This window comes from Posidoniimonas corsicana (genome assembly GCF_007859765.1).
Classification (GTDB): Bacteria; Planctomycetota; Planctomycetia; order Pirellulales; family Lacipirellulaceae; genus Posidoniimonas; species Posidoniimonas corsicana.
This window is the reverse complement of sequence record NZ_SIHJ01000007.1, coordinates 33,198-58,897: the sequence shown is the minus strand read 5'-3', so window position 1 is coordinate 58,897 and position 25,700 is coordinate 33,198. Positions and strand designations below refer to the sequence as shown.

The 25,700-nt window shown below is 68.3% G+C and carries 16 protein-coding genes; 10 read left to right on the top strand and 6 right to left on the bottom strand.

Annotated features, from left to right (window positions below; translation table 11 throughout):
- Window positions 1-233: 233 nt before the first annotated feature.
- The 4 genes from KOR34_RS25410 (at window position 234) to KOR34_RS25395 (ending at window position 5,040) form a co-directional block, all read left to right on the top strand.
- Window positions 234-1,727, top strand: a complete 1,494-nt coding sequence (locus KOR34_RS25410) for a glucan biosynthesis protein (RefSeq protein WP_197531741.1) — start codon at window positions 234-236, stop codon at window positions 1,725-1,727.
- A complete protein-coding gene (locus KOR34_RS25405; RefSeq protein WP_146568956.1) occupies window positions 1,718-2,179 on the top strand; it encodes a hypothetical protein in 462 nt (153 codons plus the stop codon). Before KOR34_RS25410 ends, KOR34_RS25405 begins: the two co-directional genes overlap by 10 nt.
- Window positions 2,180-2,267: 88 nt before the next feature.
- Window positions 2,268-4,277 (top strand): glucans biosynthesis glucosyltransferase MdoH, encoded by a 2,010-nt coding sequence (mdoH, locus tag KOR34_RS25400; protein WP_146568955.1) that lies wholly within the window; start codon window positions 2,268-2,270, stop codon window positions 4,275-4,277.
- A 58-nt stretch (window positions 4,278-4,335) separates the two neighbouring features.
- Window positions 4,336-5,040 carry a hypothetical protein gene (locus tag KOR34_RS25395; RefSeq protein WP_146568954.1) on the top strand — a complete coding sequence of 235 codons (705 nt, stop codon included), beginning with the start codon at window positions 4,336-4,338 and terminating at the stop codon, window positions 5,038-5,040.
- Window positions 5,041-5,054: 14 nt separating this feature from the next.
- Here the strand turns inward: KOR34_RS25395 and KOR34_RS25390 are convergent, their stop codons facing one another.
- Entirely contained in the window at window positions 5,055-5,822 is a 768-nt protein-coding gene (locus KOR34_RS25390; RefSeq protein WP_146568953.1) for an LssY C-terminal domain-containing protein, read from the bottom strand.
- Between the two features lie 252 nt (window positions 5,823-6,074).
- Here KOR34_RS25390 and KOR34_RS25385 point away from each other — a divergent pair, with 252 nt between their 5' ends.
- The 4 genes from KOR34_RS25385 to KOR34_RS25370 are packed head-to-tail and all read left to right on the top strand — an operon-like array spanning window position 6,075 to window position 8,744.
- Window positions 6,075-6,422 (top strand): hypothetical protein, encoded by a 348-nt coding sequence (locus KOR34_RS25385; protein ID WP_197531740.1) that lies wholly within the window; start codon window positions 6,075-6,077, stop codon window positions 6,420-6,422.
- 2 nt (window positions 6,423-6,424) lie between these two features.
- A complete protein-coding gene (locus tag KOR34_RS25380) occupies window positions 6,425-7,105 on the top strand; it encodes a CDP-alcohol phosphatidyltransferase family protein (RefSeq protein ID WP_146568952.1) in 681 nt (226 codons plus the stop codon).
- Entirely contained in the window at window positions 7,105-8,079 is a 975-nt protein-coding gene (locus KOR34_RS25375; protein ID WP_146568951.1) for a phosphatidate cytidylyltransferase, read from the top strand. Before KOR34_RS25380 ends, KOR34_RS25375 begins: the two co-directional genes overlap by 1 nt.
- A gap of 23 nt (window positions 8,080-8,102) precedes the next feature.
- Entirely contained in the window at window positions 8,103-8,744 is a 642-nt protein-coding gene (locus tag KOR34_RS25370) for a lysophospholipid acyltransferase family protein (RefSeq protein WP_146568950.1), read from the top strand.
- A 449-nt stretch (window positions 8,745-9,193) separates the two neighbouring features.
- On the opposite strand, the gene KOR34_RS25365 is transcribed toward KOR34_RS25370, so the two are convergent.
- The gene (locus KOR34_RS25365; protein WP_146568949.1) at window positions 9,194-9,874 is read right to left on the bottom strand and encodes a hypothetical protein; all 681 of its coding nucleotides are present in this window, start codon (window positions 9,872-9,874) and stop codon (window positions 9,194-9,196) included.
- 994 nt (window positions 9,875-10,868) lie between these two features.
- On the opposite strand from KOR34_RS25365, the gene KOR34_RS25360 reads away from it, so the two are divergent.
- Window positions 10,869-11,888, top strand: coding sequence for a hypothetical protein (locus KOR34_RS25360; protein WP_146568948.1), 1,020 nt, complete (start codon window positions 10,869-10,871; stop codon window positions 11,886-11,888).
- On the opposite strand, the gene KOR34_RS25355 is transcribed toward KOR34_RS25360, so the two are convergent.
- Entirely contained in the window at window positions 11,885-16,903 is a 5,019-nt protein-coding gene (locus tag KOR34_RS25355; protein ID WP_146568947.1) for a protein kinase domain-containing protein, read from the bottom strand. The two genes, KOR34_RS25360 and KOR34_RS25355, sit on opposite strands and share 4 nt — an antisense overlap.
- A gap of 103 nt (window positions 16,904-17,006) precedes the next feature.
- A complete protein-coding gene (locus KOR34_RS25350) occupies window positions 17,007-21,689 on the bottom strand; it encodes a PKD domain-containing protein (RefSeq protein WP_146568946.1) in 4,683 nt (1,560 codons plus the stop codon).
- 338 nt (window positions 21,690-22,027) lie between these two features.
- On the opposite strand from KOR34_RS25350, the gene KOR34_RS25345 reads away from it, so the two are divergent.
- Complete coding sequence (locus tag KOR34_RS25345) at window positions 22,028-22,600, top strand: hypothetical protein (protein ID WP_146568945.1); 573 nt, start codon at window positions 22,028-22,030, stop codon at window positions 22,598-22,600.
- Between the two features lie 16 nt (window positions 22,601-22,616).
- Here KOR34_RS25345 and KOR34_RS25340 read toward each other — a convergent pair whose 3' ends face one another.
- Together KOR34_RS25340 and KOR34_RS25335 are read right to left on the bottom strand one after the other, a co-directional pair.
- A complete protein-coding gene (locus tag KOR34_RS25340) occupies window positions 22,617-24,773 on the bottom strand; it encodes an efflux RND transporter periplasmic adaptor subunit (protein WP_146568944.1) in 2,157 nt (718 codons plus the stop codon).
- Window positions 24,774-24,809: 36 nt separating this feature from the next.
- Complete coding sequence (locus KOR34_RS25335; protein ID WP_146568943.1) at window positions 24,810-25,700, bottom strand: efflux RND transporter periplasmic adaptor subunit; 891 nt, start codon at window positions 25,698-25,700, stop codon at window positions 24,810-24,812.

Here is a 25,700-nt window from a genome sequence, read left to right as displayed (position 1 = left end):
GCTCGGGCTCCTGCCACGCTGATCCGGCGGCGTTCACCTATGGGATGCGGCGGCCGCTGTCGCAGGGACCGCAAAGCGGGCCCGGAATCGGGAGAAACGCGGCGTTCGGCGCACAAAACGGCGATTGGCGCCGGAAGTGCTTTATGCTCCGGAGGCGGACACCCGTTGACCGAGTCCCTTGGCGGAATGGGTCGGTTCCGAATCCAAGGCGACACGCATTCAGGAGTTACGCCGTGACCGAGACCGCAAGTGGAGGGCTGCTGCTGTGCGCAGTCATTGGGCTAGCGCTAACTCCGGCCCACAGCGCCGCGGAGGAGTTCAACCGCGAGCGGCTCGAGTCGCTCGCCGCCGAGCTCGCGTCCGCCCCTCACGAGCCCCCCAGTAAAGTCGGGCCCGACTTCTTGGACCTCGACTACGACTCCTACCGGCTCATCGCCCAGCGGCATGAACGCGCCTTATGGCGTGACGCCGACTCGCCGACCTGGGTCGAGTTCTTCCCGGCGGGCTTCCTCTACCAGCACCCGGTCCGCGTGCACACGGTCGAGGACGGCCAGGCCCGCGCGCTCCCCTACAGCGGCGAGTGGTTCCAGTTCCGCGGCGACGCCCAACCGCTCCGCGACGCGTCGGGCGGCGGGTTCGCCGGCCTGCGTCTGCTGACGCGTCTGCCCGGCAACGAACACCCCACCGAGTACCTGGCGTTCTTAGGCGCAAGCTACTTCCGCGGCATCGGCGCCGGCGACTGGTACGGCGCGTCGGCCCGCGGGCTGGCGATCGACATCGGCCTGCCCCGCCCGGAAGAGTTCCCCCGCTTCACCGACTTCTGGGTCGAACGCCCATCGCGCGGCGGCGACACGCAGGTCGTGTGGGCGCTGCTGGAGAGTCCGGGCGTGGTCGGAGCTTACGAGTTCCGCGCTCACCCCGGCGAGCAGCTCCGCGTTGACGTGCACGCCAAGGTCTGGCGGAGGCACGGCATCCAGAAGCTGGCGCTAGCCCCGATCACCAGCATGTGGATGTGGGACGCGGCTTCGCAGCCCGAGGGCGAACACCGGCCGGAGGTGCACGACTCCGACGGTCTGCTCATCCATCGCGACACCGACGAGTGGGTCTGGCGGCGTTTGATGAACCCGTCAGACCCGCGTGTCGAGAGCTGGCCCGTTGAGACGCTGCACGGCTTCGGCCTGCTCCAGCGTGACCGAGACCCCGACCACTACAACGATCCGGAAGCACGCTACCACCTGCGTCCCAGCGTGTGGGTGAACACCGACGGCGGCCCCGCCTGGCAGGGCGGCCGCGTGGAACTGCTGGAGCTGCCCTGCCCCCACGAAGGGGTGGACAGCATCGGCGCGTACTGGGTGCTCGATCAGGACGCGTTGCCCCCGGACGCGCCGATCTCCTTCGATTACCAGCTCACCTTCGGCGACCAGCCGCCGCTCGGCCGCAAGCCGGTGGCGGTGCTGGCGGATCAGGTCGACGGCGGTTCGGGAGAGGCCGTGGTGCGTTTCGAACAACCAGGCGCGTTGGCCGGCGTTTCGGTCGATCGCCTAGCGCCCAGGGTCGAGGCGCCTGATGGCGAGGTCACCAACCTCAGAATCCGGCAATCCGGACCAGACCAGGTGGAAGCAACGTTTTCTTACCGCCCGCACAGCAAAGCGGCATCGCGTGTGCAACTACGGCTTGAACAAGCAGGCGAACCGGTTTCAGAGATTTGGAGCTACCGATGGGAATAGTAGAAACTCACAGCGTCGCGGCCCCCGGGCTGTCTGAGAGTTCGGTGTTCGACACCACGCCCAGCGCGGCCGCGGATCCGCTGCGCACCGCGGCGCACTCGCTAGTCGCCGACTACGCCCGGGCGCACGGCGTCCGCGACCCCGACCTGCTAGCTAGGTTCGCCCGCCGCTGCGTCGAGGCGGCGCTGGCCGAGATCGGCGAGGAGTCCCCCTCTGCTCGCAGGCTCGAGCACGGCGCGCTGGGCGTCGCGATGGACCAGCTGGAGCGTCACCGCCTGCAACGGGACGCCGACACGCTGGCCGGCCGCAACGTGGCGCCGGAGGAACGCCCCGCGGTGATGCCGCCGCAGGCGCTGGGCGAGCTGCACCCGGTGGCCGACCCCGAGCACTGGAGATCGCTGCTGCAGTCACTCGCGGCGCCCGCGCGAATGGCGCCCGAGGCGCAACGCTAACTGCCGCTGTCTTCACCAATTTGTCTCAGGCGCTGTTCGTTCCTCACAGGCGTGTGCGTTGCCCAACGCACTCCCGGAGACGCTACCCATGGATACCTCTGCAGACCCCTCCACCGGATGGCGGTGCGGCGCGGTGCTGGCGGCGACCGCCGTGATGGCCGCGACGCTCACCGCGGTGTTCTGGCGCCTGATCACGCCCCACTCGGTCGACCTGGCCGACGTGATGGTGGCGGGCATCTTCTTCGGGCTCACGAGCTGGATGCTGCTATGGACGGTGATCGCGACCATCGGCGCGGTGCTGCTGCTCCGTGAGCCGTCCGTCCAACCGGCCCACACCGACGACACGAACGTGCCGCCCGGCCAGCCCGCGACCCGCACCGCGGTGCTGCTGCCGACCTACAACGAGGACCCGCGGCTGGTGTTCTCGGGCCTGCGGGCGATGATCGGCTCGCTGGCCCAGACCGGCCAGGCCGACCGGTTTGACTTCTTCGTGCTGAGCGACTCGACCGACCCGGCCGTCTGGCTCGAGGAGGAACGCCGGCTGCGGCTGCTCACCAACGAGCTCGACGGAGCGCCGCACGTCTACTACCGGCACCGCACGCAGAACGTCGGCAAGAAGGCGGGCAACATCGCCGACTTCTGCCGCCGCTGGGGCGGCGCCTACGACTACATGCTGGTGCTGGACGCGGACAGCCTGATCGAGGGCAGCCTGTTCGTCGAGATGGCCCGCCGCATGGACGCCGACCCCAAGCTCGGCATCCTCCAGACGCCGCCGCTGCCGCTGGGCAGCGAGTCGGTGCTGTCGCGTTGCCAGCAGTTCGTCTGCCGCCTGTGCGGCCCCGCCCTCACGCGCGGGCTGTCGTACGTGGTCGCCGACGGCGGCAACTACTGGGGCCACAATGCCATCATCCGCACGCGGGCGTTTGTCGAACACTGCGGGCTGCCCGACCTGCCCGGCGCGCCGCCGCTGGGCGGGCAGATCCTCAGCCACGACTTCGTCGAGGCCGCGCTGATCCGCCGCGCGGGCTACAAGGTGCAGCTCGCCTGGGACCTACTGGGCGGCTACGAGCAGAGCCCCAACACGCTGCCCGAGTACGCCGTCCGGGACCGCCGCTGGTGCCAGGGCAACCTGCAGCACGCGCGGCTGGTGGTGAGCCGAGACATCCCGTTCACCAGCCGCGTCCACTTTGCGGCCGGCGTAGCGTGCTACGGCAGCTCTCCGGTCTGGCTGGCGTTCCTGCTGCTCAGCCCGCTCGCGTTCCTCGACGGCGCCGCGGCGGGCCTGGTCGGGGGCGTGGGGCTCGGGCTGTTCGCCTTTGTGATGGGGCTGCTGATCCTGCCCCGGCTCTACGGGCTGACGCTCGCCGTCCGCGACCGACAGACGCTGCGCGGCTTCGGCGGGTTCGGACGCCTGCTGGCGAGCACCGTGATCGAGTTCCTGATCTCGATGCTCGCGGCCCCCATCCTGATGGCGTTCCACACCGTGTTTGTCATCACTACGCTGACCGGCGCCTGCGTCGGCTGGAGCACGCAGTGCCGCGACACCGCGGGCGTGACCTGGCGCGAAGCGACGCTGGTGCACTGGCGACAGACGGCCGTCGGCTTGGCCGCCGCCGCGTTGGCGGCGTTCGTGTCGCCGGCGCTGCTGCTGTGGCTGTCGCCGATCCTGCTCGGGCTGGTGCTTTCGATACCGCTATCGGTGGCGATCAGCAGCTCGCGGCTCGGGCGGCTGGTGCGCCGAACGGGCCTGCTGCAGTCGCCTGAGGAGGCCTTGCCGCCGCCGATTGTCACGCGCTTCCGTGACTGCCTGGCCGCGGCGAAGCGGATCGACCAGGACTGCACGCCGCGGTTCCGCGACTTCCTCCGTGACGGCCGGCAGATTCAGGACCACATCCTGGCGTTGCACGCCACCCGTTCCATCCAGGCCGCGCCCGCCCAGTCGGTCAAGCGGATGGTCGCCTGGGCCCGCAGCGGCGCCGACGGGGAGCCCGACGTTGATGACCAGCGCGCCCTGCTGAGCGACCCGGCGGCGCTCCGCGGCGTGCACCGCAGCCTGTGGGTGTACGGCGACCACGCCGCCGGCCTGAGCCAGAACTGATCCGCCACCCGCCCGCTCTCAGACAATCAGGCGCACGACCACACACGGATTCGAAGCAATGCCCACCCCAACCCACCAAGACCCGTTGCTGCAGAACGACCCGGCCGACCTGGAGTCGAAGATCAGCAGCCTGATTGAGGCGTTGCAGGCCCGCGGCATGCCACGCCGCGCGAGCGAGTGGGCGCCCCGACTCGCCCCCCACAACGTGCCCAGGCAGCGCGACCCGGCGGCGGTGGAATGGGCGCCCGCCGATCCGGGCAAGTCAGTCGCCGTCGGCGCCCCGACCAACGGCGCCCCCGGACCGCCCGCCGCGCCGTCTGTCGCCAGGGAGCCGCTGTTCCGCTTCCGTCTGATCCCGCTGTTCGTGCTGATGGCGGCCACCGCGTTGTTCTGCACGGCGTTTGCTTCCGGCGGCGCCGCCTGGGCCGCCGCGTCGGGAACGGTCGTGGCGTTCGCGTTGGCGGCGGCCGTGCTGCTGGCGGTGCTCAACCGCGGCGCCGACCGCGCGTTCTGGGTCGGCTTCGCGACGTTCGCCGTGGTCTGCCTGAAGACCGGCTCGTCCTGGTCGCCGGTCGGCTTCACGCTGCTGTCGCACCTCCCCGAGGAGCTGGCCCGCTGGCAGCACGGCAACGGGTCGCTCTACCCGGAGATGGTCGCCCGACACGGGCTGGCGTTGCTGGTCGCTACGGTGGCCGCGTACGTGTGCCGCGCCGTGTTCGTCGCGCACCAGCGGCGGTCAGCGGCCGACGCCGGCGGGGCCTAGCAATTGCCGCGGCGCTAATCCTGCGGCCGCGACGCTTTGATCACGCCGACCCACAGAGCGCCGTCCGTCCGCCAGGGGTCGCCACCGCCGTTGCGGCCCTCGAGCGTCTGATGGAACCCCGGCACGACCTGGCGGTCCTCAAGCAGCCCGGTCTCCTCCAGATCGGCGAACAGGTGGTCGCGCTCCTGGTCCACCTCCGGCGCAATGTGGTGCGTGATCTGCCCAGTGGTGCGGCTGAGGCCGACCCGCTCGTCGTACGAGGCGGCGCCGATCCACTTCTGGCGGCCATCGGCGGTAGTCTCGTCCATCTTCCAGAGCCGCACGTGGTTCCGCTGCCGCGGGTCCTTGCCGACCGGCTGCTCGTAGGCCAGGTCCTCCTTCCTCCCGAACAGGTACAGCCGGCTGACCGGCGCCTGGTCGTACGCCCGCTTGAGAACCGTGTCGGCGGCGATCTTCAGGTCGCTGCGGAAGCCGAGCGGCGCGGCCGCGTACCACTTAGCGGCGGCCATGACCCGCTCGATGTCCTCGCGCGACCCCACGAGCGCCACGTTCAACGGGTCGCCCGGGTGCCCGTCGTGCGTCTTGGTGAGCCGCGGGCTGTCATCGAACCGGGGGTGGTCGTGGGCGTACCACTCCCAGGCGAACGGCAACGCCAGGTACGCCACGGCCACGTACAGCATCAACCCGAGCGCTACCCGTTTGAGGATCAGCCTAGCGCGGCTGGGCCGCCGCTCAATCGGCGCCGCGGGCGCGGGGTCGACACGTTCGGCGTCGGTGCTCATGCCGGGGTCATCAGAGGTGTGGTAGGCCGGTGGGAGGGAGAGCACGCGTTATAGCGATGCGCCGCTCCGGGCGGCAAGCGGGAAACGCGGCCTGTGGCGAGTCCGAACTGGCGTCCCGCGCAAGGCCCAGCTAGTTGACGAAGGGCGATTCCGCGGAGTACCCTCGCTGGGGGCGGCCGCGAGGGCGACCGCTTCTCTCCTCATGTCTCTTGTTGTCTTCGGGTCTCTTGCTGTCTACGGGCGCCATCCGCAATGCAGACGCCGGTCGTGTCGATCCTGCTGTTCCTCCTTGCGTCGATTCTCGGCGCGGTGGGGCAGTTCTTGTACAAGTCGGGGGCCGACACGTCGGGCGGGTCGCTAAGCAGCTACCTGCTCAACCCGCGGATCCTGGGGGGCGTGGTCTGCTACATCGGGGTGATGGTGTTGTTCGTCGCCGCGTTCAAGAAGGGCGGCGCGTTGTCCGTGCTCTACCCGGTGTACGCGAGCACGTTCATCTTCGCCGCGCTGATCGGCCTGGCCGCCTACGGCGCCCCCATCAAGCCGATCAACATCCTTGGCATGGCGGTGCTGATGCTCGGCATGTATCTGATGGGGAAGTAACCATGGCCGACCTCGAGACCAGCAACCGGCGGCCGCTGGCGGTGCGGCGGTGGACGTTGTTCGAGAAACTCGCCGCGCGGATCGCCGACGCCGGCGTGACGCCCAACGCGATTTCGGTCTCCAGCATGGTGTTCGGCTGCGGCGCCGGTGCCTGCCTGGCGCTGACCTCCCGCACCGACGCGTTCTCCGCCGGGCAGCGGGCCTGCTGGCTGGCGGCGGCCGCCCTGGTGCAGCTGCGGCTGATCGCCAACCTGCTCGACGGCATGGTGGCGATCGAGGGCGGCAAGAAATCGGCGGTGGGCGAGCTGTACAACGAGGTCCCCGACCGGGTGTCGGACACCGCGATCCTGGTGGGCGCCGGGTACGCGGTGGGCGCGTCGCCCTGGATGGGCTACCTGGCCGCGGTGGTGGCGCTGTTTGTCGCCTACGTGCGGGCGATTGGAGCGGGCGTCGGCGCGGGACAGGTGTTTGTCGGTCCGATGGCCAAGCAGCAACGGATGGCGGTCGTCACGCTGGCGGCGGTTCTGCTGGGCGTGCTGCCAGCGGCCTGGACCCCGGCCCACGACGGCGGCCACGGGGTGATGGCCCTCGCGCTGCTGCTGATCGTGGTGGGAGGCGTGGTGACGGCCGTTCGACGCCTGCGACGGATCGCTTCGTTCATGAAGCAGTCGGAGCCTTCCTGATGCTGTTCTCGGAACTCCCCGTCGAGGTCAACTGGACGCTGGCCGCGGTGTTCGCCTGCCTGGTGTTCGCGTCCGCCGTCACGGTGACGCTGGCCAAACTGAAGCCGGACAAGGACTCCGCCGAGCTCCGCGACCGCGTCCGCACCTGGTGGATGATTGTGGTGCTGTTCGCCGCCACGCTGTGGATGGGGTACGCGTTCGCCATCTTCTTCTTCGCGTTCGTCAGCTACCTGGCGTTCAAGGAGTTGCTGTCGCTGATCCCCACCCGCCGCGCCGACCGCCGCGTGCTGTTCTGGGCCTACCTGGTCATCCCCGCCCAGTACGCGATGGTCTACCTCGACTGGTACGGCGTGGTGATCGTGTTTATCCCGGTCTATATCTTTCTGTTCCTGCCGGTGCGGATGCTGATGATCGGCGAGACCGAGGGCTACCTGCGCGCCTACGGGACGCTGCACTGGGGTCTGATGACCACCGTGTTCTGCCTGTCCCACGCGGCGTTGCTGCTGATGTTCCAGCCGCGCGACGTGACCCGGCTCGAACCGGCGTGGCCCAGCGAGGCCGGCGCGCTGCACCCGGGCGCGGGGCTGCTGGTCTTCCTGGTGCTGATGACCGAGGTGAACGACATTGCGCAGTTCCTGTGGGGCAAGTCGCTCGGCCGGCGAAAGATCGCCCCCAAAGTGAGCCCCGGCAAGACCGTTGTCGGTTTCGTTGGGGGAGCGGCGACCACCGCCGCGCTCGCGATGCTGCTGGGCCCCGCCATCACGCTGTTCACGTGGCAGACGGCGGCCGGGGCCGGGCTGATCATCGGCGTCGCCGGCTTCGTGGGCGACCTCGCGATCTCGATGCTCAAGCGCGACCTGGGCGTCAAGGACTCCGGCTCGACGCTGCCGGGGCACGGCGGCGTGCTCGACCGCATCGACAGCCTCATCTACACCGCTCCGCTGATCTTCCACTACGTCTTCTTCCTGTACTGACGGCAACCCCCGGGCCCGCGGCCGTGAACCACACGCTCCGCTACCTGTTCTTCCTGCTGGTCGTGCGGCCGGTGGTGCTGATCGTGCTCGGCCTGAACATCCGCCGGCACGAGCTGCTGCCGCGGGGCGGGCCGGCCATTGTGGTCGCCAACCACAACAGCCACCTCGACGCGTTCGCGCTGATGAGCCTGTTCCCGCTGCGGCTGCTGCCGCGGCTCCGCCCGGTGGCCGCCGCCGACTACTTCTTCAAGAACGCGGTGCGGGCGTGGTTCGCCACCAAGATTGTCGGCATTATCCCTCTGCAGCGGGACGTCAAGAAGGAGCGGCGGGACCCGCTGTGCGACCTGTCCGCCGCGCTGGAGAGGGGCGAGATCCTGGTCCTGTTCCCCGAGGGTTCGCGCGGCCAGCCGGAGCAGCGGGCCGAGTTCAAGACCGGCGTCGCGCACCTGGCGAAACGCCACCCGGAGGTCCCGGTCACGGCGGTCTTTATGCACGGCCTGGGAAAGTCGCTGCCGCGTGGCGAGCGGGTGCTGGTGCCGTTCTTCTGCGACATCTTCGTTGGCGAACCGGTCACGTGGACGGGCGACCGGGAGTCGTACATGAACCTGCTCAACGAGCGGTTCGACGCGCTCGCGTCCGAGGCGCGGATCCCCGAGTGGAAGTAGCAGCGGCCAGGGCAATGGGGAAGTCCATCTTTGAACTATCCGAACTGGCTAGGAAAACGCTGCGTCACGCTCGGCCATGCCTCCAGTAGGAGAAACCCACGATGCCGCCACAGCACCAGATCAGTATTCCCCCTAGCTCGATCCATACGTCGACTTCACTGGCGCCGGTGTAGTAGTTGTAGAAATACGACAGCACAAAAATCGTGCCGGCGCCCAGAAGAAACGAACGGCCTAGTCTCTTCAACGTGACTCACTTTCGAGGATGCTTCGGTGCAAAGGTCTTGACCGCTCCGCTCTAGCGGCAGGCGCCGCTGCCAGCTCGTCTGGTAGTGTTGAGCGATGAATGCGGTGGACAAACTGCCGAGGCGCCACGGAAGAATTGCCTTGGAGGTTCGACAAGCCACTCTGCATCGCAATGCCGGACAATCCGGACAGTGGCGCCCGGCGCACTAAATGTGGCAGCAATAGGGACGCCTCCCTCGCTTCACGATTAGAGGGCTCGCGGCCATCATCACCGCAAGTGAACTGGGTTCCGGAAGCCGCCCAACGACAACGCCTCGTGGATCGCCGTAGTTCACTGCGTTGGCAAGCATCTCGAAACCGTTTTCAGTGATTCGAAGGTGTACCCATCCATTTATATCGGTCTGAGTATGCAAGTAGATCTTTGGCGCATGCAATCCCAAGTAGAAGTCGTGCGAGAAGCCTGTGCCAAGCAGTGGCGGATCAGCAACCTTCACCGGCGGCACCGGAACAGGAGACACCCCCTCGAACTGGACCTGCTCATAGATCCCGGACAGCGCGGTCGATTCGTTTAGGACGTCCCCCTCCTGCACGAGGAAGTAGTCAACCGTTTCAGCCAAAGTAAAATTAACTCCAACAAGACTTGGTATGGGTCGCCCTGGGTATATCGGAGGGACCGCCCCTTCAGAGAGCTGGCGGAACCAAGAGTATGACTCCGACACCGTGAGTGGCAGACCGAGAGTGAAACCGTTGTCGGTCTCGGGCGTACCAAAAAGGTAGCTTTGTCGGAATTCGACGGCCGATCCATGCACGAGCTGACCGTAGGAAAACGATCCGCCAAGCATGCCGATCCCTAGAGCAGCCACAAAGCGCAGATAAAGCACGCACATCGAAAGCCTCCTTTGCAAATGGAGGGCTTGAACTGGCTACCAGCTGCGCCTAGCACCCTACTCCCCGATAGGCGCCAGTGCAACTACCGTGTCACGGTAGAGTACCGTCAGTGTTGGTGCGGGGCATCACTGTCGATTCAAGAAGTGTTGCATGCCTGCCATACGCCACCGTCAGCTCGTCAAGCAGCGTTGAGTGGGTTGTGCGGCGAAACACCTCTCGAGGCACGCACGGGATGGTTGTCTCGGAGCTTCGACAAGCCACTCTGCATCGCACTCCCGGACAAGCTGTACAGTGGCGCCCGCGAAGTGCCACCTGCCGCTCAGCAGGCGGCAATCTTGGTAGCCACAGCCGCGTTTTGCGCCCTCGTTTTCTCTCCGCTTTCGAGTAGAAACCGGCCACCTGGCGCCTTAGAAACAAGGTACGCGGCGTGATGCGCGCGGCGTTCTTTGGGCCTTGAATCGACGGGGGAAGAATGGGGCTTCCGCAACGTGGACGGACGGCGGCGGCCGGCGTGACTTTTGTCCCTATGGGCGCGCAGGGATGGACAAAAGTCGGTCGGCTGTAGCGGGGAGGCATACGAAAGACACTGCTATACAAGCGTGAAACGAGCCTGCGGGCTCGGGGTGGGGGCCGACTTTTGTCCCTAAAAATCGATAGCGCCAATCGGGACAAAAGTCGTGGGACGGTTAGGGGCTCCTGGTTGGTGGCTCGGGGCCGTGCGGGAACTGGCGCCCCGTTCGTCTGAAAAGGGGGCCGGCGGGCCCGCTGCAACACTAGCGGAGTTGCTACGATAGCGGCCAGCGGCGCCGCCGCTGCCCGGCTGCTGTTTCGGCTGGACCTTTTCTGTTGCGTTGTGGCTTTCGTCTTTTCCCCTGCGCCCGTGTCGCGTTGACCAGGGTGGTTGCTCGTGCGTTGCGCCGATGCCGCTAGGCGGCGTGCGCCGCGGGCCGCCGCGCCGACGCCATCGGCCTGATCGACCCCGGAGGAGTCCTCATGAAGAAACTGGCAACCTGTCTGGCAATCGCGGCCGCGGCCGTGTCGGCGCCCGCCGCGGCGCAGCTCATTTCTTACGAGGGGTTCGACTACGCCGACGGGACCGACATCGGGCTCGGCCCCGGCACGGACACCGGCAGCGGCTGGTCCGGCGAGTGGGTCCGCAACGGCAGCAACGGCGTCGAGAACAGCCTGCGGGCCATCGGCGGCGGCCTGGGCTACACCGACGCCAACGGCAACGCGCTGCGGACCAGCGGCAACTACGGCCTAGTGGACTTCAACGGCCTGGCGGCCGACGACGCCGGCGGCACGCGGAACGCGCAGTGGTACCGCAACCTGGACCTGAGCGGGTTCGGCGCCACGAATATGACGGAGGTGGTGGGCGTGGGCGGCTCTTACTACCAGTCGTTCATCGGCGAGCGGCGCGGCGTTTCGGACCCGCTCACGGTCGACACCAACAACGACTCCATCCCTGACCAGACCGCGTTCTCCCCCAACGACTACGCCCGCAACGCGCACTACACGGTTGTCAACGGCGGCCGCCTGGGTGAGATCGTGCAGGTGGGCAACAACGGCGACTCGACGCTGGACCGCTGGAAGGTGCGGGCGAAGAACGTGCCGGTGGATGACGCCGTGAGCGACATCCCGTTCGCCTACAACCAGCAGTTCGTGGTGGTGAAGATCACCGTCGGCAACCTGGACACGATGGACCCGAACTTCATCCCCGACCTGGTCGAGGTGTGGTTCAACCCGGTCCTCACGTCCGAGGGGCTGGCCGGATCGCCGGACCTGACCAAGTTTGTGCTGGACAACAGCATCAGCCCGCTGGATATCGCGCAGACGGGCGTGGGGCTGCTGGCCGGCAACGAGGGGGGCGGCCGACGCGGCGCCGTGATGGCGTTCGACGAACTGCGGGTCGGTCTGGACTGGGAGTCGGTCACGCCGATCGTGCCGGAGCCGTGCGCGGCGGCGCTGCTGGGACTGTGCGGCCTAGCCACGGTGGCGCGGCGCCGGCGTTAGAGGCCGCGGAGGGCGACCGGCTCGCCCTGCCAGGGCTCGGCGAGCCACAGCATGGCGGCGCCGTCGCGGCTGGCGGTCAGGGCGCTGCGGCCGTCGGGCGAGAACGCCACGCTGGTCACCTCGCGGGTGTGGCCGTCGAGGGTGAGGACCTCCTTGCCGGTGTCGGCGTCCCACAGCTTGGCGGCGCGGTCCTGGCTGCCGGTCAGCACGCGGCGGCCGTCGGCCGAGAACGCCACGGAGGTGACGCTGGCCGTGTGCCCGGAGAGCGTGGCGATCGGCCGACCGGTTTCGACGCTCCACACGATGGCGGTGTTGTCCTGGCTCCCGGTCACGACGCGCTGGCCGTCGGGGCTGATGGCGCAGGCCAGCACGGCCCACTCGTGCCCATTGAAGACTTGGAGCTCGGCGCCTTGGCGGTCCCACAGGCGGGCGGTCTTGTCGGAGCCGGCGGTGAGCACCCGCTGGGCGTCGGCCGAGTAGACCGCCTGCAGCACGCGGCCGCGGTGGCCGCGGAGAACGCTGCGCTGGGGTTCGCCCTCGCCGAGACGCCAGAGCACGGCCGTGCCGTCGTCGCTGGCGGTGAGGAGTTCGTCGTCTGAGATCGGAGAGAACATCACGCTGTTGACGTAGCCCTGGTGCGCGCCCTCGAGCTTGCGGACGGAGCGGCCCGTCTGGGTGTCCCACAGCTTAACCGAGTTGTCCCAGCTGCCGGTCGCGGCCAGGCGGCCGTCCGGCGAGAGCGACGCCGAAGACACCGCGCCGTGCGGGCTGAAGCTGACCACCGGCTGCGGCTGGCGGGCGTCCCACAGCTGGGCGTCGTTGCCGCCGATGGTGAGCACGCGGTCGGCCGACCCGGCGAACTCCGCGACCCACAGCTGCTTGGGCCGCTGCCCGGCGGCGAGCGCGGGCCGGGGGTCGCCGCCTTCGCGCCAGCGCCACGCGAGCGCGGCCCGGTCGGCGGGCAGCGTGAGCAGCACCTGGTCAGCGGCGGGCGAGAAGCTGACGTGCGTGTAGGCCTTGCGGCGGGGGCGCTGGTTGGACTCGGCGACCGGCTGCAGCGGGCCGGCGTGCTCGGCCAGCAGGCTGGCGTCGGCCAGCCGCCAGACGCGGGCCAGGCCGTCCTCGCAGCTGGTCACGGCGAGCCGGCCATCGGAAGAAACGTCGAGCGACGAGACCCAGTCCGGGTGCTTGAGCACCAGCCGGCGGTCCTCCTGCCCGGTGGCGGGGTCCCACTGCCCGCAGGTGTTGTCGCCGCTGGCGGAGATCAGCCGATCGCCCGCGAATCGCAGCGCGGTGATCGTGCGGCTGTGGCCCTGCATCACGTGCGAGGGGCGCCACTGCTCGCCGTCGAACGACCACAAGCGGATGACGCCGCGGTTGTCGCCGGTGGCGGCCAGGGCGCCGTCGAGACTGAACGCGGCGGCGGTAACCTCCTCGGCGTGGCCCGACATCACGACCGGCTCGGCGCCGTCGCGGGCCGGCCACAGGCGGGCCTGGTTGTCGGGGCCGCCGGTGGCGATCCACCGGCCGTCGGGCGAAACAGCCAGAGCGCCGGCGCGGCCGGTGGGCCGGAGGTCGAACAGCTCGGCGCCGGCCGCGACGTCCCACACGCGGACGGAGTTGTCGCCGGCGCCGGTCGCCACGCGGCGGCCGTTGTCGAAGAACACGGCACTGGAAGCGAGGTATTCGTGGCCCTCTTGGAAGGTGGTGAGCAGGCTGCCGTTCTCTGCGTCCCACAGCTTGGAGGAGCGGTCGCGGCTGGCGGTGATCACCCGCGAGCCGTCGGCCGAGAAGCGGGCGCTCAGCACGGCGTCGGAGTGGTCGTTCAGCACGCGGCCGCGGAGGATCCGCGACTCCTCGTAGCCGGCGATATCCCACAGCCGCACGCTCTGGTCCTGCCCGCCCGAGGCGGCCCACCGGCCGTCGGGCGCGAATGCGCACGCGCGGACGCCCGACCCGTGGCCGCGGAGGGTTTTGAGGGTCTGGTTCTGGTCGACATCCCACAGGCGGAGCGAGTTGTCGTAGCTGCCCGACAGCAGGTACTTGCCGTCGGCGGAGAAGGCCACGCCGCGGACCGGCCCGCGGTGGCCGCTCAGGCGGACATAGTCGAGCTCGGCCCCGCCGGCTCCCGCGATGCGCCCGGCCAGGTCGGCCGCCTGGACCATCGACGGCGACCACATGCAGACCGAGTTGTCGTAGCCGGCGGTCGCGACCCGCCCGTCGGCCGGCGAGAAAGCGGCCGAGTAGACCGGGCCCTCGTGCTGGTCGAAGACAGTTTGCAGCACGTAGCGGCGCTGCACCGGGTCGAGGCGGTAGACGATGGACTTGCCGTCCTGGCTGGCGGTGACGATCTGGGCGCCGTCGGCGGAGAAGTCGGCGGACCAGACCCACCAGCTATGGTCGTCGAATGTCTGCAGCTGCCGGCCGGTGGCCAAATCCCACAGGCGGGCCTTGCTGTCGTAGCCGGCGGTGAGCAGTCGCCGGCCGTCGGGCGAGAAGCGGACGCTCAGCACGCCCTGCTGCGGGCCGCGGAGCATGGTTTCCTGCTCGCCGCTGCTGACGTCAAACAGGTGGATGGAACCATCGCTGCAGCCGGCCGCCAGCCGCCGCCCGTCGGGCGAGTAGGCGACCGAGTGGACGTACTGGGCGAGCTGCTGCGAAAGAAGCTCCTCGTGGGTTTCCGCGTCGCGGACGATCAGCCGGCCGTCCCAGTCGCCGGACGCGACCTGACGCCCATCGGGCGAGTAGGCCACGGCCTCGACCGGCCCGGCGTGCTCGAACCGCTGCGGGCTCAGCCCGCACAGGTAGTGCAGCCTGCCCCACTCCCAGTTGCGGAGCGTGGGGGGGCAGTCGGCGAGGATCTCGCGGGCGGCGTCAAACGCGTTCTCGTCGATCTTGGCGGCGGCCAGGCCGATGCGGGCGACGTACGCCTCGTACTCCTCGGCGGCCTTGGCGGCGACGGCGACTTTGGTCGCGGCTTTCGCCTTCTCCTCTTCCTGCTTGGCGATCCCCTCCTGCCGCTTCGCCTCCTTTTCGTTTGCGACTGCCTCGGCCCGTGCTTCTACTGCGATTTCTTTTTGCTTGCGTTCCTTCTGCTGTGCGTCTTCCGCGACAAGTCGCGCCGCTTCGGCAATCTCAGCGCTCTCCACGGCTTTTGCGCGTTGCTCGACGGCTACGTTACGCTGCTTGCGGATCTCGTACGTGAAGTAGGAGCCGCCGATCAGGATCGCAACCAGCGCCGCGGTGGCCAGACGCTTGAAAAAGGTGAGCCGCCGCTGCCGGGCGTCGCGTTCCAGCTTGCCGCGCTGCAGAGCCAGGAGCAGCCGCTCCTGCTCGGGCGTGTCGCCCTCCAGCAGCGAGACGCCGAGGTCAAAGTCTTCGTTGGCCAGCGCCGAACCGGCGTAGGCCAGCCGGGTTTGCTCCAGCAACCCCTTGGCTTTGTCGTTCTCGGGCCAGAGGGTGATCGCCTCCTGGAAGCCGTACAGCGCCCGCGCATAGTACTGGTAGTCGGTGCTCTGCTGTGCCGTGTCGAGGTGCCGCTCGGCGTTGTCGGTGAGCAGCAGGCTCTCGGAGTGGGCCTGGTACCGCTGGATGGCGGCCTGCAGCTCCTTGACGGTCTGGTAGCGGTCCGCCGGCTTGGTGGCCATCGCCCGCATGGCGATCTCGAACAGTTCGCCGGTCTGCTCGATCGGGTCGATCTTGTTGTTGGCGGCGGCCATTAGGCACTGCATGACGTCGCGGCCGGAGTGCGGCGCCTTGCCGCTGATCACCTCGTACAGGATGGCGCCCAGCAGGTAGACGTCGCTGCGTTGGTCGATGTTTTCGACCGGGCCGCGGGCCATCTCGGGCGACATGTAGGCGGGCGTGCCGCCGAGGCTGTCCGCCTGGTAGATGGCGCCCGCGTTGCGGAACGCCTTGGTGACGCGGGCCAGGCCCCAGTCCATCACCAGCACCTCGCCGTAGTCGCCGAGCATCACGTTCTCGGGCTTGAGGTCGCGGTGCACGACGCCGCCGGCGTGAGCAAACGCGACCGCGTCCGCCACCCGGAGGAGGATGTTGAGGTTCTCGTCGAGCGACTTCTTGGCGATGACATCGTCCCAGGGCGTGCCCTTGACGCGTTTCATCGAGTAGAAGAGCGCCCCCTCCTCGTTGGCGCCCATGTCGTAGATGGGCACGATGTTGGGGTGGTCAAGCTCGCCGGTGACCACCGCCTCGGAGATGAACTTGTCCCGCTGCTCGTTGGTGACCTTGGCGCCCGGCTTGAACATCTTGACCGCCACGGTGCGGGCGATCGACGACTGCGTCGCGGCGTACACCACGCCCATCCCGCCCTGGCCGATCATGTCCAGGAGCTCGTAGTCGGGCACGTCGCCGGGGACCAGCGGCATCATCTCGCCGGACTCGTCGTCGACCTTGAGCTTGAGCGATCGGTTCTTGACGGGCAGCGAGCTGCGGGTGTTTTTCGAGATGAACTCGTTGACCGTGCCGCTCTGGCGGATGGTTTGGTTCTGCTTAAACTCCGGCGCCACCGACAGGCCCCACTCGCTGCTCATGTGGGCGCTGAGGTCGGGGTCGTCGCCGCCGAAGTCGATGGTGAAGTCGGCGTGCATCGGGTGGGTGGAGCCCGCCCCCCCGGCGCCCGGCGTCGTCTGCCGGGCGGCCGCATCAGGCCCGCTGCCGGTCGGTGCGTCAAACTCCACCGTAGCGTCAATGCGGTCGTCGATGGTGGGGTGCTTGGGCGCCGGCGCCGACGGCTGGTCGGGCGTCAGCTCGACCGTGGCGTGGGTGTCGGACTCGCTGATGTCGATCGTCTGCTTCGGGTCGTCCGCGGGTGCCGGGTCGTCTGGCTCGATGACCAGGTCGATCGACTCGGCGGAGTCGACGGTGGCCTTCTGGTCGCTCGCCAGGTGCTGCTGGCGCACCGACGCGGGGATGGCGGCGCCGCACTCCGCGCAGCGTCCGGCGTCGACCTGGGCGCGGTCAAGTTCGTTCTGGCATGCTTGGCAGCGAGACATGGTGGAAGGCTTCCTTGCGGCCGGAGCCGCGGCCTGATGAGGCGGGTCGGTGATGAGGTGTAAGTGGGTTGACCCTTGGGACGCCTGTTGCTTGGTCGGTCTACTAACGTGGGCGGCGACGGAGCAGGTTCAGCAGCTTCCAATCCTCTTCGTCGGCGTGCTGCAGCGCGTCCTCGACACGCCGCCGCCATTCGCCCTGACGGGTGCGGGCGAGTCCAAACGCAACCGCGGCCCCCGCCGTGAGCTGGGCTTCGGACTGCCGCCGCTGACCGGTCAGCACCGTCGGCTCGCCCGGCGGCTGCGTTTGGCCGTTCTGCTGCGGGTCGACGATCTCCGCGGGAACCTCGCGTGCGTCGATCTCGATTGGCGCCTGGACTGACTCGGCCGGCGGGTCCACCTGCTCTTCGGTGGGGGGCCGGTCGCGGGCGCCGTCGGAGTCGTCGGTCACGTCGATTGGCCGCCCGCCGCGGATCACAAAGTCCATCACAAGCCGGCTGGTGTTGTTCTCCGTGCGGATGACCAGGATCTGGTAGTGCCCGTCGGGGAGCTTGGCGAACAGTTCGGGCAGCCGGTCTAGCGCGTCGGGCTTGAGCCGCACCGGTTCGCCGAGCTCGCCGTCCGGGGCGACCGTGCGGATCACCCACACCCGTTCGCTTGTGGCCGAGAGCTCGCCGGCGGAGGCCTCGACGTCTTGCGTCTGCTGGTTCAGGTCGACGCTGACCTGAGGCGCCGGCGGCTCGATGTACTCCGCCAGCTGGGGGAACTCTAGCAGTGCGATGTCCGGCGTGGTGTCGATCGCTACGTTGGTGTCCTCGATGCCCGGGTTCGTGATCACGGCCTGGCCCGGATCGCTGCGGCCGGGCTCGATCAGGAAGGTGGTCTCTGGACCAAACACCAACTCGTCGCCCGTGGCGGCGGCGTAGTCGTCGTCGACGACGATGGCTGTGATCTCGATCGGCGCCGCCGGATTGAGGGGGTCCGGCGGGCCGGTGTACGGGTACGAGAACAGCAGCGTCACGCCGTCCGTGGACTCCGACCAGTTGATTGGCGTGGCTTTGACGAACCGCTGGTCGCCCTCGGGCAGGTAGAGCTTGTCGCCCCAGTCGATCCACACGTCGTACGTGTCGGCCCCGGGGTCGCTGAAGCGGAGCACCAGGTAGGTCACGCCGTCGCCTTCCAGGTCCATGGCGTCAACCAGGATCCCCGGCATGTAGTCGTCGTCGATGAGTTCGCCCGGCGTCAGCGGCTCGATGGTCGGGTTGACGTTGTTGACCGTGATCTCGAAGCTCTGCTTGTCGTAGCCGCCGTCGTCGTCGTGCAGGGTGACGGTGATCGTGTAGCGGCTGTCGGCGTCGTTGTCGGCGTAGGTGTGGTCGTGCCCGGCCAGCAGGTTTCCGGTCTTGCCGACGCCGGGGCCGCCGTCCACCACCGACACCGGCAGGTGGAGTTTCTCGCAAGTTCCATCGCCCCAGTCGATGGTGTAGCTGAACGTCTCATCGGAGGCGCCGTTGGGGTTGAGGTCGTTCCTGGCCCCTGGGTCGGTGAAGCTCCCCAGGTGAGGAATGACCAGCGTGTCCCCCTCGTTGATGACGAACATCTGGTCGGTCAGGACGAGCGCCGGGGCGACATTCTCCACCAGGATCTCGAACGTGCGGGTCACGGCGCCGCCGTCGTCGTCGCTCATCGTGACGCTCACCCTGTAGACGCCGTCGTCCGCGTAGTAGTGAACATCGTGAGAGAAGGCGGCCGTGGTGGGCACTCCGGGCGATCCGCTGACGCGGTCGACGATGCTGACGCTCATGGGCGCCGAGCCATCCCCCCAGTCGACCTGCATGCCGACGAAGGTCTCTTGGAGTTCGCCGCCGTTGCTCGGGTCGCCGGTGTTGAGCGGGTTGTCAAAGCCGGGGTCGGCAAGGCCGACGCCTAGCCCGGCCAGCGTGACGGCCTGCCCCTCGTCGACCTGCAGTCCCTCGACGCCGGTAAGCGTAGGGTCGACGTTGATCACGTTCACGACGAACGTCTCGACATCCTGGCCGCCGTCGTCGTCGGTGATGGTGACGGTGACCGTGTAGGCGCCGTTGTCGGCATAGGTGTGGCTGCCGATCAGGATGCCGGTGCGGATCTCGGAACCGTCGTTCTGCAGGACCACGAGGTCCTCGCCCATCGAGCCATCGCCCCAGTTTATGGTCGCCGTGTGGGTGTCGAGCGTTCCGGCGTCCTCGAACATGATGCCGGGGATCATCACGCCGGCGCCGCCCGCGTGGGGGCCGATGAACAGCTGCTGCCCCTCGTCGACGTTAACGTCGGGCGTGTCGCCGATGACGGGCGCGGCGTTGGCGACGGTGATTGTCTTGGCGTCGACCGCCATGTCGGCGTCGTCGTCGACGAGGGTCAGGCGGATGGTGTACGGGTCGCTGGGGGTGCCGGTCGGGTCGTCGTCTAGGTAGCGGTGCTGGATGGTGAACTCGCGGGTCCCGGCGTCGTAGGTAACGCCATCCGGCGGGTCGAGCAGGCTGATCCCCGTTCCTCCTGGGTCGGTCGTGAACTCCTCAACCGTGCCGTCGTCCCAGTTGACGGTTAGGGTGAAGGTGTCCAGCGTGCCCGGGTCGACGATCTTGCCGGTAAGCGTGGTGACGCCGTTCTCGCTCACGTTATTGGCGTCGACCCCTACCAGCGACGGCGCAACGTTGCGGACGGTGATGTCGGTGGTCGCCTGCGCGGCGCCGCCGTCGTCGTCTAGGACGTCGACGCTGATGGTGTACGCGTCGGTTGGGGTGCCGCTGGGGTTGTCGTCGAGGTAGCGGTGCTTGATGGAGAACTCACGCGTCGTGGGATCGTACGACACGCCTCCGGTTGGCTCCAACAGGCTGACCCCCTCGCCATCAGGGTCGGTCGTGTACTGCTCGGTAGCGCCGTCGCCCCAGTCGACCGTCAGCGTGAACGTGTCCAGCGTGCCGGGATCAACGATCTTGCCGCTGAGCGTGGTGACGCCGTTCTCGTCAACATCGTGCGCGTTGATCTCGGCCAGCGCCGGCGGGACGTTGGTGACCACCACGGTGGTCGTCGCGAACGAGGTCCCGCCGTCGTCGTCCAGGACGTTCACGCGAATCGAGTACGCGTCCCACCCTGTGCCGGAGGGGTTGTCGTCGAGGTACTGGTGGGTGATGCGGAAGCCGCCGTCTGCCGGGTTGTAGTCGACGCCAGGCGGAGGGCTCGCAAGGTTGATCACCTGCAGGTGCCCTGGCGACGCGGGATCGCCCCAGGTGATGACCAGCCGGTGGGTGTCCTGAGACCCAGGGTCGACCACCCGTCCGGTGAGCGTCGTGTAGCCGTTCTCTTGCAGGCTCGTCGCGGCCAATTCCTCAACGCCCGGCGCGACGTTGCTGATCTGCACCGACGCGTCGGCGACGACCGAGGCCCCGTCGTTGTCGACTGCCTTGACGGAAATGGTGGTCACATCGACGGGGGTGATGCTGGGGTTGTCATCCAGGTACTGGTGCTCGACCGTGAACACGCCGGTGGTCGGGTCGTAGTGAACGCCCAGCGGCGGGTTCTCGAGGTCGATCAACTGGGTATTGCCTGGCGAGAGAGGGTCGCCCCAATCGATCTCCAGCCTGTGGGTGTCGAGCGTGCCAGGGTCGTCCAGCACGCCAGCCAGCACCGTGACGCCGTTCTCGTCAATGGAAGTCGCCGTCAGGCCCGACAGTGTCGGCGGCGCATTCTCTACCCGACCGGCAGTGAGGGCGTTGAACTCGCCGCCGGTGCCGTCGGTCGCCTTGACGTTGATCCGGAACACGCCTGAGGCCGGGTTGTCGAGGTACTGGTGCTCGACCGAGAAGGAGCCCGTGGTGGGATCGTAGCTGACGCCAGGGGGCGGGTCGGCGAGGTCGATCAGCTGCGCGTTGTTTGGAGACTCGGGGTGGCCCCAATTAATCTGCAGCGTTAGCAAATCCTCCGGGTCGGGGTCGGTCACGACGCCGGTCAGCAAGGTGACTCCATTCTCGGTGATCGGCGTGGCGGACAGGCCAGAGAACTCTGGCGCCGAATTGCCCGCCACGCCTGAAGCGAGCGCGTAGAACTCTCCGCCATCGTCGTCGGTGGCTTTGACATTGATCCGCAGCACACCCGCCGGCTGGCCGTTGGCGTACTGGTGATCGATGGAAAACGCGCCGGTTGCCGGGTTGTAGTCGACGCCAGGCGGGGGGCTCGAGAGGTCGATGGTCTGCGAGTTGGCCGGGTCGGAGGGATCGCCCCAGTTGATCTGCAGCGTGTGGGTGTCGTCGCCGCCGGGGTCGGACAACACGCCGGTAAGCGTGGTGACGCCGCTCACCGGGATTGGCGTCGCGGAGAGCTGCGAGATGAACGGTTTGGCGTTCGCAACGGTGACCGTACCCTCGGCGTAAGCCTGCGACGCGTCGGACGCGTCCGTCACCCGCAATGCGACGTCGTACTCGCCGTCGTCCTGGGGCTGGAACGTAAAGTCCTGCCCGGAGCCCTGGGCAATGACGTTGGAGTTCCGCGTGATGGTCCAGTCGAACTGCAGGGCTCCGCCGCCGGTCGCCTCGGCGCTAACCTCAACGGTGTCACCCTCGACCGCCTCGGCAGGCACGGCCAGGGTCTGGATGCTGGCGGCAAGCACACGGCGTGGCTCGAGCCGACGGACCGACAACTCGTCGGGGCGCAGTTGCGGGCGCTGCGACCAGCGCGGGCGGGGGTCGCCCCAGATGTCGGCGCGCAGCGATCGGGCAAACCGCACCACACGCGCCATCCAGGAGGTCGGACCCATCGAGAAGCGATTCCCCAAACGCACCCGAGCGACGCCCCACGTCGATCGGCGCAAGTTACAGTCAATGCCGTCCTTACGTGGACCAGAACGGCTCCAGACCGTCCGACGAATACGGCGAGCCGTTGACAGACCTCAGGCCGTGGGCGCCGGCCCGGCGATGCTGTCCAACCCCTTCTCGCCAGAGCGTTCATTATCATGAGGGCCTGGTAAAACTGTCAAACTTTTCGGGGCATTCTCGCGTTTTCCGGGTCCGGTCGTGCCGGATGGGTGGATTCCCGGGGCCCCGGGCGCCGAAGCAAGAACTGAGATTCCGTCCGCCGCGTACGCGAGACCGCACGATGCGTCTGCCCACGATCTTCTGCCTGGCCCTGGTCTGCCTAATGGTCGGTCGCTGCGCGACGGCCCAGGAGCCGATTGCGCCGCCCGAGGCGAGCCCCGGGGACGAGCCGCGGCAGCTGGCCATCGAACTCCGGCCGGTTCAGGCGATGAGCGTCGACATCAGTGAGCCCAGCGGCAAGCTGCCGCGGAACTACGGCGCCGAGCGGCTGGCTCAGCTCGGGACCCCCGCCGGGGTGGTCCTGCAGCGGACCTGGCCGGTGATGGCCTACCACTGGAAGGCGCCCTCCAGCCGCCACCAGCCGCTGTACTTCGAAGAGGTCAACGCCGAGCGGTACGGCTACGTCTGCTGCAACTGCCTGCAGCCGGTAGTGAGCGCGGCCCATTTCTTCGGCACGATCCCCGCCCTGCCCTACCTGATGGCTGCCGACTGCCCACGCGAGTGCGTGTACACGCTGGGCCACTACCGTCCGGGCAACTGCAACCCGTACCGCAAGCACTGGTGGCCCTGCCGCCTGGACGCCGCCGCGGTCGAGGCGGGCACGGCGGTGGGACTCATCGCCCTCATCCCGTAGTCACCGCCGGCTGAATCTACGGCAACCGGAACAGCTGCCGAAGTCGGGTCACCGCCCATGCGCCTAGGTTTGTGGCCCCGGTGTCGATCTTCACCCGGCCCTCACCGCCTACCCGTAGCGCTGCCGGCGGGTCGTGCAGCTCGATCCGCACCTGGTAGTGCGGCGCGGCGGCAGCGTGCGGACCGGCGGAGTCCTCTTCCGGCCACACCACGCGGCGGGACACGGCTGCTACCCGTCCCCGGGTGACCTCGCCCGGCGTCTGCCGCCAGGCGATGGCAACCGATTGGCCGGGCGCTACGAGCTCGATGTCGTCCTCGCCGAGCGATGCCTCGGCGATTGGGGCCGATGGGTCGCCAACCTCACAAACAACCGACGCCGCTTCGAGCCACGCGCCGAGATTGGCGTGGTCCAACGGCGATCCTGCCCAACGCGCAAGGGTCGCCCGATCCGGGCGCGGGTCTGCATTTGCCCGCTCGCCAGCCACCAGCACCCCCGCCCGCGGCGCCCTCAGCACCAGCCGATCAGACTCTTCGCGGAGCTTGCGGACCTGCTCCCGCAGGTCGGCGGCCATCGACTCGGCCGCGGGGATCTGGCTGCTCGCCTGCGGGTCGCGGGCCCGAACCGACTGGAGCTGACGCAGTCGCAGCTCCTCTTCCTTAAGCCGCGACTCTAGCTCCGCGATTTCCCGCTTCAGCTGGGAGTTCTCCAACCGGGCGATGACATCGCCCTGTTGGACGCGGTCGCCGAGCGCCGCCGCCGACACGAGCGTGCCGGGAGTCGTTGTCACGACGGTCGCGCCACGGTCCAACGCGACGACGGCTTCTCCCTCGGCTGTAAAACGGATGGGAACGAACCAGAGCGCGGCGGCCGCGACACCAACGCCCAACATCGCCACGGCAGCGCGGCCGCGGCGGATACGCCGCCGGGCGATGGGGTTCCGCCCGGTCCGCCACGCCCGCCGCAGCGGCCCCGATACCGACGCCGCCAATGCGACCGCACCCGCTGCGTATGCAAGGTTCTCGAGACGGAACGGGCGTAACGCAAGGGCGAGCACCCAGACAATCGACACCAGCACCACGACCATGTAGAGCTGCGACGCGGCGCCGTACAGCGGCAGCCACCACGGTCGGATCGGCGGGCGGGGCGTGTCGCGGCTCGTGAGCCAATCGCCCCACAGCAGGGCGACCGCCTCGCGGGACCTCTGCCACAGGTTGGAGGTCTCGGTCAGGTCGGACAGCAGGTAGTAGCCGTCGTACCGCAGGAGCGGGTTGGCGTTGATCAGCAGCGTGCCGACCGTGCAGACGATCATCACGTTCAGCGCCACGGTGTGGGCGAGGCCCGCGTCTGTGTACCGCCAGACGATCGCCGCCAACGCCGCCAGCAGGAGTTCGACGCCAATCCCCGCCGCGGTAACTATCATCCTCTTGCGCCGGCTCGGCAGTCGCCACAGATCAGAAACGTCTGTGTACATCGCGGGCGTGAACGCCAGGATCAACACGCCCATCTCGTGCACCCGGCCCCCGTAGTGTTTGCAGGCGAGTGCGTGCCCCAATTCGTGCAATACTTTAACGCCGACGGCCGTGACCCACAGCGCTGCCAGGTTTTCGGGTCGCGCCAACTCGGCAAGCGACGGCATGCCGGCCACGAACGCCGCGTAGTCGGCTACGACGATCGCCGCCGCCCACAACACGAGCGTCAACGCCGCCAGCGCGGCGAGCGGAGTGAACGCCCAGCTCACCAGCGTGTGCAGGCGTCCTACCAGCGGGTCGGCCCGCAGCCCTGGCAAGCGAATGGCGAGCAGCCGCGTCCACGCCCAGGAGAGTTCTTCACGGCGGTGCTCGTTGCGTTTCTCAACCAGCCGCTCTCCCTGCCCCGCCGCGGTCGAGACCGCGAGCCCCGAGCGGTGCAGGCGGCTGACAAATTCCCACACCTGCTCCAATGTGATCCTCCGCGGCGCAAACCGGGCCTCGAACGCCCGCTGCAGGTCCCGCAGGCTGACCCCATCGGTCAGGCACGTCAGCAGTGTGTACTCCTGATCGCTCAGGTCGTAGTGCTCGAGGGTCACCGGGTCGGTCACCACCCACCGCGGCGAGCCGGCCACGCGCACCGCCGCCGCGACCACGTCGGGACGGGCACGGAGCAGCAAGGGGCGGTTGTTGGTTGAGGGTGACATGCGTCGCGGCTAGTTGAACGTGATGACGCGAAGCGGTCAGGGGTTAGCCTGCTCGATGGCCATCTCGGCGTGCTGCCCGGGGCGCAGCAGCTGCTGCCCGTTGTCGATCTCGGCCCATACCCGCACCTGGTTGTTGATGGGGTCGATCTCCGGACTGACGAACACAACGCGCCCGGTGAACTCCTGTTCTTCGCCCGGCAGCCGCAGCCGCGCCTGATCGCCGGCGGCGATGCGGCGGGCGTCGGACGCGGTGACAAAGCCTTCGGCCTTCAGTCGGCTGACATTCACCAGGCGGAACGCGAGCTGGCCCGGCTCCAGCCACTCGCCCAGCTTGGCGGGCGCGTCAACCACCACGCCGTCCAGCGGCGCCGCAATCCGCCGCAGCAGGCGTTCGAGCCGGGCGGCGTTTACTGCCGACTTCTTCACGTCGACCTCCATCGTCGAGAGCTCCTGGTTGTGCTCGGCCTGCTCGCGTTCGAGCGCCGTCTTCTCAACCTCGAGCCGCTCGACATCCATCTGCGAACGGGACACGCTCTTCGGGAAGCTGCGGACCGACTCCTCGCTGCGTCGCAGCTCGGCCGCCGCCACCTCGTTCGCCTTGGCTGCAAACCGGACCTGGATGTCGTTCTCTGCCTTGCGTTTGGCGATCTCGAGCTCCAGCCGGGCCGACTGCTCGACAAGCGCCGCGTCGCGTTCGTCCAGTTCCGCCAACACATCTCCCTTGCGCACCACGTCCCCCTCCTTCGCCAGGAGCTTGGTGAGCACACCTGCGCGCTGGGCGGGAGCGTTCGCCTCGTGGAGCAAACGGAGCACAACCGAATCAACGTTCACGGGCGCGTCGTTGCTGTTCGACTGGCCACGCGCCGGACCGGCGACGAGAAGCAGGACGACCGCAGTGATCAGCCGTGAGTAGCGAAGGACGCTCAT

What these genes read in the sequence shown, in the direction of transcription:
- KOR34_RS25390 (WP_146568953.1), bottom strand. Translation starts at nt 5,822, where the DNA reads ATGAGCACCGACGCCGAACGTGTCGACCCCGCGCCCGCGGCGCCGATT.
- KOR34_RS25355 (WP_146568947.1), bottom strand. Translation starts at nt 16,903, where the DNA reads ATGTCTCGCTGCCAAGCATGCCAGAACGAACTTGACCGCGCCCAGGTC.
- KOR34_RS25365 (WP_146568949.1), bottom strand. Translation starts at nt 9,874, where the DNA reads ATGTGCGTGCTTTATCTGCGCTTTGTGGCTGCTCTAGGGATCGGCATG.
- mdoH (WP_146568955.1), top strand. Translation starts at nt 2,268, where the DNA reads ATGGATACCTCTGCAGACCCCTCCACCGGATGGCGGTGCGGCGCGGTG.
- KOR34_RS25405 (WP_146568956.1), top strand. Translation starts at nt 1,718, where the DNA reads ATGGGAATAGTAGAAACTCACAGCGTCGCGGCCCCCGGGCTGTCTGAG.
- KOR34_RS25360 (WP_146568948.1), top strand. Translation starts at nt 10,869, where the DNA reads ATGAAGAAACTGGCAACCTGTCTGGCAATCGCGGCCGCGGCCGTGTCG.
- KOR34_RS25345 (WP_146568945.1), top strand. Translation starts at nt 22,028, where the DNA reads ATGCGTCTGCCCACGATCTTCTGCCTGGCCCTGGTCTGCCTAATGGTC.
- KOR34_RS25375 (WP_146568951.1), top strand. Translation starts at nt 7,105, where the DNA reads ATGCTGTTCTCGGAACTCCCCGTCGAGGTCAACTGGACGCTGGCCGCG.
- KOR34_RS25335 (WP_146568943.1), bottom strand. Translation starts at nt 25,700, where the DNA reads ATGAGCGTCCTTCGCTACTCACGGCTGATCACTGCGGTCGTCCTGCTT.
- KOR34_RS25340 (WP_146568944.1), bottom strand. Translation starts at nt 24,773, where the DNA reads ATGTCACCCTCAACCAACAACCGCCCCTTGCTGCTCCGTGCCCGTCCC.
- KOR34_RS25395 (WP_146568954.1), top strand. Translation starts at nt 4,336, where the DNA reads ATGCCCACCCCAACCCACCAAGACCCGTTGCTGCAGAACGACCCGGCC.
- KOR34_RS25350 (WP_146568946.1), bottom strand. Translation starts at nt 21,689, where the DNA reads ATGGGTCCGACCTCCTGGATGGCGCGTGTGGTGCGGTTTGCCCGATCG.
- KOR34_RS25385 (WP_197531740.1), top strand. Translation starts at nt 6,075, where the DNA reads ATGCAGACGCCGGTCGTGTCGATCCTGCTGTTCCTCCTTGCGTCGATT.
- KOR34_RS25380 (WP_146568952.1), top strand. Translation starts at nt 6,425, where the DNA reads ATGGCCGACCTCGAGACCAGCAACCGGCGGCCGCTGGCGGTGCGGCGG.